This is a genomic window from Longimicrobium sp. (assembly GCA_036377595.1).
GTDB lineage: Bacteria > Gemmatimonadota > Gemmatimonadetes > Longimicrobiales > Longimicrobiaceae > Longimicrobium.
The window spans coordinates 65,163-76,112 of record DASUYB010000113.1 but is presented as its reverse complement, the minus strand read 5'-3'; the positions used below and the strand labels follow the sequence as shown (position 1 = coordinate 76,112).

Annotated in this window: 14 protein-coding genes; 8 read left to right on the top strand and 6 right to left on the bottom strand. The window is 70.5% G+C overall.

The window, feature by feature from the left end:
* The 4 genes from VF092_20555 to VF092_20540 form a co-directional block, all read right to left on the bottom strand.
* Window positions 1–198, bottom strand: a 198-nt coding sequence (locus VF092_20555; GenBank protein ID HEX6749695.1) for a hypothetical protein, incomplete at its 3' end; no start/stop codon positions are given.
* A gap of 46 nt (window positions 199–244) precedes the next feature.
* Complete coding sequence (locus tag VF092_20550; protein HEX6749694.1) at window positions 245–2,671, bottom strand: penicillin acylase family protein; 2,427 nt, start codon at window positions 2,669–2,671, stop codon at window positions 245–247.
* Between the two features lie 288 nt (window positions 2,672–2,959).
* The gene (locus tag VF092_20545; GenBank protein ID HEX6749693.1) at window positions 2,960–3,625 is read right to left on the bottom strand and encodes a hypothetical protein; all 666 of its coding nucleotides are present in this window, start codon (window positions 3,623–3,625) and stop codon (window positions 2,960–2,962) included.
* Window positions 3,615–4,253, bottom strand: coding sequence for a regulatory protein RecX (locus VF092_20540; GenBank protein ID HEX6749692.1), 639 nt, complete (start codon window positions 4,251–4,253; stop codon window positions 3,615–3,617). Before VF092_20540 ends, VF092_20545 begins: the two co-directional genes overlap by 11 nt.
* A 300-nt stretch (window positions 4,254–4,553) precedes the next feature.
* On the opposite strand from VF092_20540, the gene VF092_20535 reads away from it, so the two are divergent.
* The 8 genes from VF092_20535 to VF092_20500 all read left to right on the top strand — a co-directional run bounded on the left by VF092_20535 (window position 4,554) and on the right by VF092_20500 (window position 10,081).
* Window positions 4,554–4,979 carry a YciI family protein gene (locus tag VF092_20535; GenBank protein ID HEX6749691.1) on the top strand — a complete coding sequence of 142 codons (426 nt, stop codon included), beginning with the start codon at window positions 4,554–4,556 and terminating at the stop codon, window positions 4,977–4,979.
* A gap of 45 nt (window positions 4,980–5,024) precedes the next feature.
* A complete protein-coding gene (locus VF092_20530) occupies window positions 5,025–5,414 on the top strand; it encodes a YciI family protein (protein HEX6749690.1) in 390 nt (129 codons plus the stop codon).
* An 86-nt stretch (window positions 5,415–5,500) separates the two neighbouring features.
* A complete protein-coding gene (locus tag VF092_20525) occupies window positions 5,501–6,061 on the top strand; it encodes an SRPBCC family protein (protein ID HEX6749689.1) in 561 nt (186 codons plus the stop codon).
* A gap of 57 nt (window positions 6,062–6,118) precedes the next feature.
* The gene (locus VF092_20520; protein ID HEX6749688.1) at window positions 6,119–6,529 is read left to right on the top strand and encodes a VOC family protein; all 411 of its coding nucleotides are present in this window, start codon (window positions 6,119–6,121) and stop codon (window positions 6,527–6,529) included.
* A 36-nt stretch (window positions 6,530–6,565) separates the two neighbouring features.
* Window positions 6,566–7,000 carry a tRNA (N6-threonylcarbamoyladenosine(37)-N6)-methyltransferase TrmO gene (gene tsaA, locus VF092_20515; protein HEX6749687.1) on the top strand — a complete coding sequence of 145 codons (435 nt, stop codon included), beginning with the start codon at window positions 6,566–6,568 and terminating at the stop codon, window positions 6,998–7,000.
* Window positions 6,997–8,289 (top strand): RNA polymerase sigma factor, encoded by a 1,293-nt coding sequence (locus VF092_20510; GenBank protein HEX6749686.1) that lies wholly within the window; start codon window positions 6,997–6,999, stop codon window positions 8,287–8,289. The genes tsaA and VF092_20510 overlap by 4 nt, the downstream gene beginning before the upstream one ends.
* 49 nt (window positions 8,290–8,338) lie before the next feature.
* Window positions 8,339–9,799, top strand: coding sequence for an MATE family efflux transporter (locus VF092_20505; protein ID HEX6749685.1), 1,461 nt, complete (start codon window positions 8,339–8,341; stop codon window positions 9,797–9,799).
* Between the two features lie 15 nt (window positions 9,800–9,814).
* Window positions 9,815–10,081 (top strand): DUF2277 domain-containing protein, encoded by a 267-nt coding sequence (locus VF092_20500; protein HEX6749684.1) that lies wholly within the window; start codon window positions 9,815–9,817, stop codon window positions 10,079–10,081.
* A gap of 115 nt (window positions 10,082–10,196) precedes the next feature.
* On the opposite strand, the gene VF092_20495 is transcribed toward VF092_20500, so the two are convergent.
* Together VF092_20495 and VF092_20490 are read right to left on the bottom strand one after the other, a co-directional pair.
* Window positions 10,197–10,424: an addiction module protein gene (locus tag VF092_20495; GenBank protein ID HEX6749683.1), complete on the bottom strand. Its 228-nt coding sequence runs from the start codon at window positions 10,422–10,424 to the stop codon at window positions 10,197–10,199.
* A 263-nt stretch (window positions 10,425–10,687) separates the two neighbouring features.
* Window positions 10,688–10,921 carry an addiction module protein gene (locus tag VF092_20490; GenBank protein ID HEX6749682.1) on the bottom strand — a complete coding sequence of 78 codons (234 nt, stop codon included), beginning with the start codon at window positions 10,919–10,921 and terminating at the stop codon, window positions 10,688–10,690.
* Window positions 10,922–10,950: the final 29 nt, after the last annotated feature.

Genomic DNA, 10,950 nt, shown 5'->3' with positions numbered 1-10,950 from the left:
CGTCACCTCTGGTCTGCAGCGAATCTTTCCTATTCCCCGCAAACCACCGACTGCGCCCGAATTCCAGTCTCCGTCTGGCATCGCCTGACTGATCTTCTTGCCTACGCCGCGTGAATAGGACAAAGTCGAGCTCAGGATGACATCCATCGGCCATGAGCCACGACGGCGGCGGAGGAAACGGAGGAGTTCCTCGCTCATCCCTCCGTTTCCTCCGTTCCCTCCGTGTGATTCCAATCGGTTCAGATCACCGCGGCGAGAGGATCATCCGGCTGACGCGGCGTGATTCGGCCTTGCCGCGGTCCAGGGGGATGCGCCAGAGGCGGCCGGTGCGCCACATCGGCGTCTGGTCGCGGTAATGGCGGCTGGTGGGGATCCCGCTCTGCCCGGTAGGGACGACGAAGCCGCCGTCGTCGTCCACGTCGGCCATGTCCACCACGTGGCGCTGGCTGGGGCCGTAGCTGTTGACGAACGGCGGCGTGCGGCCGCCGTAGCCCGCCACCTTCACCGTGTTCCCCGAGCCGCCGTTGGGGAAGGGGCCGATGTTGAGGCCGAGCGAGCGGTTCAGCATCGCCACCACGCCCAGCGGATGGTTGATCTGGGTGACGTGCAGGTCGCCCCAGGTGCGCGCGCCCACCGTCCGCACGGCGTCGCGCATCGCGGCGGCGGAGAGGCCGTCGAGCGTCTCCGCCGCCGGCGTGGTGACGTCGTCCACCCAGGCGCCGCCGCCGCGGTCGAGCACCCGCTCCAGCGCCGTGCGCGGGAAGTAGACCGGCTTGCCGCGGAACTCGTCGTCGCCGACGCGGTGGCGCAGGTTCTCCCACCAGACGTAGAAGAGCGCCGCCGCGTGCGAATCGGTCGACGCGTCGCCGCGCCAGGCGCGCAGCTCGCGCGCGGCCGCCGAATCGCCCGCCATCTCCGCCGCGCGCACCGCATGGCCCGCGTAGCGCACGGCCAGCGCGTCGCGCACGTCCATCTGCTGGCGCGCCACGTCCGCCGCGGTGAGGCCGTGCCCGGCGGCCACCATCTCCCGGATCCTGAGCGCGCGGTACGGCTCCGCCCAGTTGGTGGCGACCAGGAACGGATAGCCCGACGCGGCGGGAAGCTGGCGGTTGTTGGCGGTGACGATGAAGCCCTCCGCCGGGTTCACCGCGTGCGGATGCTGGTCGAAGTTCAGCCATCCCACCCACTCGCCCTCGCCCGTCCAGCCGCGGGCGGGAAGGAGCCCGTCTCCGCTGGCGCGGACGGGGACGCGGCCGCCCATCCAGTAGCCGATCGTGCCGTCCACGTCGGCGAAGATCACGTTCTGGTGCGGGTTGTTGAAGCCGTGCAGCGCGTGCATGAAGTCGGCGGCGTTCCGCGCCAGGTTCATCCCCAGCACCGCCGTCATCTCGGTGGACGGGTCCTGCGCCGTCCACCGCATCGCCAGCACCTTCCCCTTCACCCGCTCGTCCACGTCGCTCATCACCGGCCCGTGGCGGGTGATGCGCACGCGCTGGACGACCGGCGCCTCGCCCTTCACCCGGATGGTCTCGGGGACGACGACGAAGGGCTGCGGCCCGGAGGGCGTCAGGTAGCGCGTGGAATCCGCCGGATCGAGCTGCTCGACGAAGAAGTCGACGTCGTCCACCATCGCGTTCGTGTATCCCCACGCCACACGCTTCGAATGGCCGATGACGACGACGGGGAAGCCGGGAATCATCATCCCCGCCACGTCCAGCCCGCCGCCGTGGATGGCGCCCAGGTACCAGAGCGACGGCGCGCGCAGCGCCAGGTGCGTGTCGTTGGCCAGGATCGGCTTCCCGCTCTTCGTCCTCGATCCCCCGATCACCCACGAGTTCGAGGCGCGGGAGATGGAGACGCCGTCGAGCAGCTCGAGCGCCAGCGCGGGGACGCGCGGCAGCGGCACCGCCGAGCGGCGCGCCGCGGGCGAGGTGTCGGGCTGCGCGACGGGAGGGAGGGCCGGGCGGGCGCCGACGGCGGGCGCGGCGGTGCCTTTCCCCGCCCACTGCGCATCGGCACCGAGGATCGTCGGCCCCCAGTCGGGATAGGTGGGATACAGGTCGCGCGCGAGCACCGGTCCCACGGCGTCGGTGGCGCGCTGGAGATCGAGGCCGACGTTCCAGTCCGCCAGGTCCCACGCCATGATCTTGCCGATCGCCAGCGTGTTGCGGACGGTCCAGTGCTCGGGGGTGAAGCGCAGCGCCAGGAACTCGGGCGGGAGCGGGCCGGGGTGATGGTCGATCCAGGCGTTCACGCCGGCGGCGTAGGCCTCCAGCAGGCGCCGGCTCTGCGCGTCGAGCGCGCGCTCGCTCTCGGCGGCGGCGCGGCCCATCCCCAGCGTGCGCAGGAACCTGTCGGTGTCGACCAGCGGCGGCCCCATCACCTCGGCCATCCGCCCGTCGGCCACGCGGCGGAAGAGCTCCATCTGCCAGAGCCGGTCCTGCGCGTGCACGTAGCCCACGGCGCGGAACAGGTCCTCCATGTCGCCGGCCCACACGTGCGGCACGCCCAGCGAGTCGCGCCACACCTCCACGCGGCCGTGCAGGCCGGGGATGACGGCGTTGCGCGCGGGGTCGGGCTCCGCGCGGCCCACGTACCAGCGCGCGCCGACGGCCAGGAGAACGACGAGCAGGACGAGCCCGCCGAAGACGTACGCGAGCTTGCGGAGCATGTGCGGGAACCGGACGGGGTGTGCCAGGGAGATGCGGGAAGCGCGGTTATGATGCGCGCCGAGGCGAGGCGGGGTCAAGCACTTGCGCGGTGGCCCCCATCCCGCGCGGCGCGCGACCCTCCGCCAAAACCGACTGGGGGAGGATGGGGTTCGGCGCGGGATCGGATCTCGGCGCGCGAACCCGGCATCGCGCCCTCTCCGGCTCGCCTAGGCTCGCCACCTCTCCCGTACCGGGAGAGGTAGCACGGCTGGCCCCGGCGCGGAGCTCACGCGACGGCTCTCACCACACTACGGCTGGGCTCGTCGCGCTGATGCTTCCGCGGGAGTCCGCGAAGGCGGACTTCCTGATGTTCCAGCGGTGGGTTTCAACCCACCGAACTCATCCGTCAAAGCAAGCCACGGATGCCCGGGCTGCGTGATCTCCAAGGCGTCCCGCAGCCATGCGCGCTGCTCCGCATCCATCGCTGCGAGCACGGCGGCGAAGTCGCGCTCGTCGTGCTCGCGCGGCTGCTTCGACTTGTACAGCAGGACGATCTCGGGGGCGAAGAAAGGGATTCCGTCCGCGGCGCGGAGGATCGCGCGGGAGAGAGGGAGGGAGATGCGGGGATCGCGGCGGAAGAGCCATCGATCGCCATCCCGCTCGTTTAGAAGCAGCTCGAGCGCGCGGGGATCGCCGTCGCGCGTGGCGTGGACCTCGTGGATCGGCAGCGCGAGCCACTCGCCGTCGCGCCACGGCAGCATCCCTCCCCCGACGACCTTGCGCAGCTCCCAGCCGCGCAGGTGGTCGCGGATCGCCGCCTGGTCGGCGCGGAAGACGGCGACGTCCACGTCCGCGTGCTCACGGATCTGGTGGCCGAGGAACAGATCCATCGCCCACCCGCCGGCGACGGCCCACGGCGCCGGGAAGCCGCGCATCACCTCCGCGACGGCGGCGGGCGCTGCGTCAGCCTCCATCTCCGCCGAGCCGCTCGCGGAGGACGGTGCGCACCGCGTCGCCGCCGAAGCCGCGGCGCGCGAGGAAGGCGTGGAGGCGGCGGCGGGCCTTCGCGGCGTCCTCGCCGGGGCGCGGCTTCCAGCGCGCGGCGGCGGCGCGGGCCAGGTCCAGCTCCGTGGCCTCCTCGCGCTCCATCACCTCGGCGATGGCGGCGCGCGCCGTCTCCGCGTCGACGCCCTTGGCGCGCAGCTCGCCAGCCAGGCGCCGCTTCCCCTGCGGCCGCAGGCGGACGCGGTCGCGCACGAAGCTCTCCGCGAAGGCGGCGTCGTCGACCATCCCCATCTCCCCCAATCTCCCGACCGTCTCCTCCGCCACTTCGTCGTCGAAGCCCTTGCGCCGCAGCCGCCGCGTGAGCTCCGCCGCCGATCGCGCGCGGTAGGAGAGCAGCGACAGCGCCGCGTCGCGCGCCTTCCACGCGCGGTCCTTCGCCTCCAGCGCCGCCAGCCGCTCGTCGTCCACCTCGTCGCCCACGCGCAGCAGCTCGGCCAGCACCAGCTCGGCGGCCAGCGCCAGGCGGTACGCGCCGTCCACGTGCACGTTCACGCGCTCGGGGTGGAGCTTCTGCGGCTCGATCGCGGTGATCTTCATCGGCGTCGGAATGGTTGGACGAGAGGGAGGGCAAATCTACCGTCGCCGACGACCGGCTCCAATCCCGCGGACAATTCTTCAGAAATGGGGTCACACGGAGGGAACGGAGGTAACGGAGGAACTCAGCTCAGGGCCTCCGTTCCCTCCGTGTGACCATCCGTTATTATCTCCATGAATGGCTCGTTGCAGGCGGCCCAGATAGGCCGGTGGAATTTTGTCGATCTCGCCCCTCCTGGTTCGTCGCCCCATGTAGAGAGCGGGACGGAACCCGCTCGCGAACCCGAGCACGGAGACACGACGATGCGGTTCATGATCCTGGTCAAGGCCTCTCCCGACAGCGAGGCGGGCGTCCTTCCGAGCGAGGAGCTGCTCACCGAGATGGGCCGGTTCAACGAGGAGCTGGTGAAGGCCGGCGTGCTGCTGGCCGCCGAGGGGCTGCAGTCCAGCGCCAAGGGGGTCCGCATCCGCTTCGACGGCGACCAGCGGAGCGTGATCGAGGGGCCGTTCGCCAACACGCCCGAGCTGCTCGCCGGCTTCTGGCTGATCCAGGTCCGCTCGCGCGACGAGGCCGTGGAGTGGGTGAAGCGCGCGCCGAACCCGAGCCCCGGCCGCGTGGCCGAGGTGGAGATCCGCCAGGTGTTCGAGGCCGAGGACTTCGGCCCCGAGCTCACCCCCGAGCTGCGCGAGCAGGAGGAGCGGCTCCGCCGGCAGGTGGCGGCCGCCTGATGTCGATCCCCTGATCCACTGTCAACCAACACCAAGGAGATGACGATGCGATTCCTGTCGATCTACAAGACCGTCGAGCGGAACACGCCGCCCACGCAGGAAGAGATGGAGACGATGGGCCAGCTCATCCAGGAGTACATGGCCTCCGGGCACCTGATCGCCACCGAGGGGTGCCTCCCCAGCGCGCTCGGCGCCCGCATCCGCCGCGAGGGCGGCCGCGTGACCGTCACCGACGGGCCGTTCAGCGAGTCGAAGGAGGTCGTCGGCGGCTTCGCGCTGCTCGAGGCCGAGTCGAAGGAAGAGGCCATCGCGCTCACCCGGCGCTTCCTGGAGGTCGCGGGCGAAGGCGAGTGCGAGCTCCGCCAGCTCTACCAGGGCGAGGGCGGCGACTGCGTCGGCGAGCTCTCCGCCGAGGCCGAGCCGGCGCACGCCTGACCGTCAACCGGGCCGCGGGGCGGATGCGATCGCGTCACATCCGTCCCGCGCCATCCGTCATCATCTCATTCGAAGGGAGGATCCCCATGCTCGCGAAGATCGCACTGGGCGCCATCGCCCTCCTCTGCGTCGTCATCGCCACGCGGCCGGCGGCGTTCCGCGTCCAGCGCACCGCCACCATCGCCGCGCCCGCCGAGGTGGTGTTCGCGGAGATCGGCGACCTGCACCGCTGGGAGCGCTGGAACCCGTTCGAGCAGGGCGACCCGTCGATGCGCAAGACGTTCGAGGGCAGCCCGTCCGGCGTCGGCTCGGCGTACCACTACGTCAGCGACAGGACGGGCGAGGGGCGGATGACGCTCACCGAGATCGACCCGCATCGCCGCGTCGCCGTCCGCGCGGAGTTCATCAAGCCCTTCGCGGCGACGAACCAGGTCGAGTTCACCCTCCGTCCCGCCGCGAACGGCGCCGTCGCCGTGACGTGGGCGATGAGCGGGCGCAACAACTTCGTGGGCAAGGCCATCTCCCTGTTCGTGGGGATGGACCGCATGGTGGGCGGCGAGTTCGAGAAGGGCTTGGCCCAGCTGAAGCGCGTCTCCGAGGCCGAAGCGCAACGTAACGATTCGCGGCGCGTGGCCGTCGCGGGTTGACCGGGCCGGGCGAACGTGAGCAGAATCAACCAACACCATGCAGACGGAGACGGACCCATGAAGATCAACCCCTATCTCCACTTCGACGGCCAGTGCGCCGAGGCCTTCCGCACCTACGAGCGGGTGCTGGGCGGCAGGATCGGCTTCATGCAGACCTACGGCGAATCGCCGATGGGCGACCAGACGCCGCCGGAGCTGCGCGACGCGGTGATGCACGCGCACCTGGAGGTGGGCGACCAGGTGATCATGGGCTCCGACGCGCCGCCGCAGTACGTCGAGCGGGTGCAGGGCTTCGACGTTTCCCTGCAGATCGACGACCCGGCCAAGGCGGAGCGGATCTTCGCCGCGCTGGCGGAGGGGGGCAGCGTGACCATGCCGCTGCAGAAGACGTTCTGGGCCGGACGGTTCGGAATGGTGACCGACCGCTTCGGCACGCCGTGGATGGTCAACTGCGAGAAGGGCGACTGAACCCGGTCGCCCGTACCCCGATCCGCCTCGAGGAACGTGTTCACACTGCTGCCGGTTGCCACCATGTTCACCCTGACGCCCATCGGCTGGGTCAGCTCCACCCTCTTCGAGCGCGAGGACGCGCCGAAGCAGGGGTTCCTGGGCGCTCCCGACGCCTGGATCGTGCTGGAGCCCGAGTTCGCCGAGGGCGCGCGCGACCTGGCCGTGGGCGACGAGGTGCTGGTGCTGACCTGGCTGGACCGCAGCGACCGCGAGGTGCTGAGCGTCCATCCCCGCGACGACCTGTCCGCGCCGCTGCGGGGCGTGTTCAGCACCCGCTCGTCCGACCGCCCCAACCCCGTCGGTATCCACCGCGTCACCATCGCCGAGATCGAGGATGGAACGCGCTTCCGCGTGACGGAGATGGAGGCGCTGGACGGCACGCCGGTGATCGACATCAAGCCGGTGCTGGACCGGGCGAGGGAGCGGTGACGGCCACGGCGGTCGAGGCCCACCGCGCCATCGACGCGGTCTGGCGCATCGAGTCGGCGCGGCTGATCGCCGGTCTCGCGCGGATGGTGCGCGACGTGGGACTGGCCGAGGACCTGGCGCAGGACGCGCTGGTGGCGGCGCTGGAGCGGTGGCCGGAGACGGGAGTGCCCGAGAACCCGGGGGCGTGGCTGATGGCGACCGCGAAGCGCAAGGCGATCGACCTCTTCCGCCGCAACAGGCTGCTGGAGCGCAAGCACGGCGAGCTGGGGCTGGAGCTCGAGGTCACGCAGGAGATGGCCGAGCCCGACCTCGACGAGCGGCTCGACGACCACGTGGGCGACGACCTGCTGCGGCTGATCTTCACCTGCTGCCACCCCGTCCTGTCGACGGAAGCCCAGGTCGCGCTCACGCTGCGGATGCTCGGCGGCCTGACGTCGGAGGAGATCGCGCGCGCCTTCCTCGTCCCCGTGGCCACCGTGCAGCAGCGGATCGTCCGCGCCAAGCGCACGCTGGCCGAGGCGCGCGTCCCTTTCGAGGTGCCCAGGAAGAACGAGCTGGAAGAGCGCCTTGCTTCCGTCCTTGGCGTGGTCTATCTCATCTTCAACGAAGGCTACTCGGCGACGGCGGGCGACGACTGGACGCGCCCCGCGCTCTGCGAGGACGCGCTCCGCCTCGGCCGCATCCTGGCCTCGCTGGCCGCGGACGAGCCCGAGGTGCACGGCCTCGTCGCCTTGATGGAGATCCAGGCATCGCGCCTGCGGGCCCGCACGGGGCCGAAGGGGGAGATGGTGCTCCTCCTCGACCAGGACCGCGGGCGGTGGGACCAGCTGCTGATCCGCCGCGGATTGAACGCGCTGCGGCGGGTGGAGGAGCTGGGCGGCGCGTTCGGGCCCTACGCGCTGCAGGCCGCCATCGCCGCCTGCCACGCGCGGGCGCGGACGGCGGAGGACACCGACTGGGTGGCGATCGCCGCGCTGTACGACGCGCTGGGCGAGCTGGCGCCGTCGCCCGTCGTCGAGCTGAACCGTGCCGTGGCGCTGGCGATGGCGTACGGCCCCGCGACGGGGCTCGAGCTGGTGGACCAGATCGCGTCGGAGCCGTCGCTGAAGTCGTATCACCTCCTCCCCAGCGTGCGCGGCGACCTGCTGGTGAAGCTGGGGCGGGCAGCGGAGGCGCGCGCCGAGTTCGAGCGCGCCGCAACGCTCACCCGCAACGAGCGCGAGCGCGAGCTGCTGCTGGGCCGCGCCGCCGCCTGCGCGGCCGACACCCCCGCGCCGCGCGTGACGTGACGGCGCCGCATCTCCTTCATCCCCCGACCGCCCGCCGGGCGAGGCACACGTGACCGAGGTCTCCGCGCCCGCCCCGGCGGCCGACGCATCCGCCGAAGACGCACCCGCGGCCCCGGCCGGCCGGCGCTACGACCGCTCCATCGTCGAGGGGCCGCTCTGGCCGGCGGTGTGGAAGATCGCCTGGCCCACGATGCTCACCAACATCATCGGCGGGCTGCAGGGGATGGTCGACCACGTGCTCGTCGGCCGGCTGATCGGCTTCAACGGCAACGCGGCCATCGGCGTGGCCTGGCAGATCTTCCTGGTGGTGATCGTCTTCATCTCCTCGCTGTTCACGGGGATGGCAGTGCTGGTCGCGCGCTTCGCGGGGGCGGGGGACGAGGAGAAGGTGGACCGCGTGGTCTACCAGGCGTTCCTCACCGCCATCGGCATCTCGCTGGGGGTGATGGCGCCGCTGGGATACTTCCTTTCCCCCGCGCTGCTCGACCTGGTGAACGCCGCGCCGGGGGTGAAGGCGCAGGCGCTGCCGTTCCTGCGCATCCTCTTCCTGTTTAGCGTGGGGGTGATGGTGTACTTCATGCTCGGCGGCGCGCTCCGCTCCGCCGGCGACGCGCGCACCCCGATGGTGCTGGGGATCGCGCTGACCGCGCTGAACCTGGTGCTGAACGTGGTGCTGATCCGCGGCCTTGGCCCCATCCCCGCGTTCGGCACCGCCGGCTCGGCCATGGGCACGTCGATCGCCGGCGGCCTGGTCTCGCTCTACGCGCTGGCGAAGCTGGCCACCGGCGGCTGGGTGGTGCGCTTCCCGCGGGGGATGGGGTACGCGCCGGACTGGGGGATCATCCGCCAGCTCTTCCGCTTCGGCCTCCCCACGGGGATCCAGGGGATCGCGATGAACGTGGGCGGCGTGCTGATGCTGTCGTTCATCGGCTCGCTGCGGCAGAGCGCGCCCGCGCAGGCGGCGTTCGCGGTCTCGTACACGCAGCTCTTCTCGCTCATCACCTGGACCTCGGTGGGGCTGATGGGCGCGGCCGCCGCCGTCGCCGGGCAGAGCCTGGGCGCGGGAAAGCCCGACCGCGCCGAAGACGCGGTGCACGCCGCGGCACGCATCGGCTTCTCCGTGGCCGCGGCCATCGGCGCGCTCTTCCTCTTCTTCCCGCGGCAGCTGCTGGCGGTGTTCGGGATGGACGAGCCGGTGGTAGTGGAAATCGGGGTGCAGCTGCTGCGGGTGCTGAGCGTCTCCGGCCTCTTCATCTCCGTGGCGCTCACCTACACCGGCGGGCTGCAGGGTACGGGGGACACGAAGAGCCCGCTCTACATCTCCATCGTCTCGCAGGTGGTGGTGCCGCTGGGGATCTGCTTCACCATCCAGCAGGTGGGGACGCTGCAGCCGCTGCACATCTGGATCGCCATCCTGGTGGGGCACATGACACGCTGCACGCTGAGCATGCTGCGCTTCCGGCAGGGTCGGTGGCGCGGCATCGCCGTGGACATCGGCCGGGCGCACTGAGAGGGAGAGAACGAGATGTGCCGCAACATCCGCACGCTGGCCAACTTCGAGCCGCCCGCCACCGACGGCGAGGTGCGCGACGCGGCGCTGCAGTTCGTGCGCAAGCTCACGGGCACCACGCGCCCGTCGCGCGCCAACGAGGCCGCCTTCGAGCGCGCGGTCGACGAGATCACCGCGTCCGCCCGCCGCCTGATCGACGCCGTCGAGACGAAGTCGCCGCCGCGCGACCGCGACGAGGAAGCGCGGAAGGCGAGGGCGCGCGCCGCCAAGCGGTTCGCATGACGACAAATCCCAAAGAAGAAGTCTCACGCAGAGTTAGCAGAGTCAGCAGTAAACCGCAGTTCATCTGCTGACCCTGCTAACTCTGCGTGAGACCTTTCTGTTTCTTTCCTTGATTTCAGCCCGCGCTCAGAACCTCCTCGAACTCCGCGGAGAACTCCTCGCCGGGCATCATGGCGCCCCTGCCGGTACGGAGCTCGTCGACTCGTCCCGCCACCTCCGAGGCCCACGCACCGTCCGCGGGTTCCGCGTCGACGCTCCGGGCCAGTATCCGGGCGATCTCCTCGCGTTCGTGGCGGGGCAGGCTCAACGCGTCGGCCTTGATCCGTTCGGCAATGAAGCGCATCCGAGATACCTCCGTCCAGCGTGTTCGATCTGCAGCGTCGCTTCTCACACACGTCGGTCCGGCTTGGGTTTTTGGATCGCCGCAAGAGCGGGGCCGCCAATGCTTTATGTTCATGCAGAACAGATAAGATCTCACGCAGAGGGCGCAGAGGACGCAGAGGGACGAGACGGCTCCTCTGCGACCTCTGCGCCCTCTGCGTGAGACCCAGGACAGCCTGTTATTGAGCGGATATTTGAAGATTCGGAACGTCAGACCGTCCCCTGTTACGATGCTCCGTTCACGATCTCGTCAATTTCGGCCATGACGACCTCTCCGGGAATCATCTCCGCCGTGCCGGATCTGATCTCTGCAATCCGGTTCGCGATCTCCTCCTGCCACTCTGGATCGAGATCCGCGGGTTCGTCGAGGCTTTCGAGCATCACCCGGGCAATCGTCTCCCGCTCCTCGCGCGGGAGAGCAAGCGCATCTTCGATGATCCGTTTGGTGATGGATCGCATGGAGAAATCTCCTGGACGGAGGTGATGCC

Bases quoted from the DNA above. Each gene is read 5' to 3' on its own strand.
- VF092_20520 (HEX6749688.1), top strand. From the start codon at position 6,119: ATGAAGATCAACCCCTATCTCCACTTCGACGGCCAGTGCGCCGAGGCC.
- VF092_20545 (HEX6749693.1), bottom strand. From the start codon at position 3,625: ATGGAGGCTGACGCAGCGCCCGCCGCCGTCGCGGAGGTGATGCGCGGC.
- VF092_20500 (HEX6749684.1), top strand. From the start codon at position 9,815: ATGTGCCGCAACATCCGCACGCTGGCCAACTTCGAGCCGCCCGCCACC.
- VF092_20550 (HEX6749694.1), bottom strand. From the start codon at position 2,671: ATGCTCCGCAAGCTCGCGTACGTCTTCGGCGGGCTCGTCCTGCTCGTC.
- VF092_20540 (HEX6749692.1), bottom strand. From the start codon at position 4,253: ATGAAGATCACCGCGATCGAGCCGCAGAAGCTCCACCCCGAGCGCGTG.
- VF092_20495 (HEX6749683.1), bottom strand. From the start codon at position 10,424: ATGCGCTTCATTGCCGAACGGATCAAGGCCGACGCGTTGAGCCTGCCC.
- VF092_20530 (HEX6749690.1), top strand. From the start codon at position 5,025: ATGCGATTCCTGTCGATCTACAAGACCGTCGAGCGGAACACGCCGCCC.
- VF092_20525 (HEX6749689.1), top strand. From the start codon at position 5,501: ATGCTCGCGAAGATCGCACTGGGCGCCATCGCCCTCCTCTGCGTCGTC.
- VF092_20490 (HEX6749682.1), bottom strand. From the start codon at position 10,921: ATGCGATCCATCACCAAACGGATCATCGAAGATGCGCTTGCTCTCCCG.
- VF092_20535 (HEX6749691.1), top strand. From the start codon at position 4,554: ATGCGGTTCATGATCCTGGTCAAGGCCTCTCCCGACAGCGAGGCGGGC.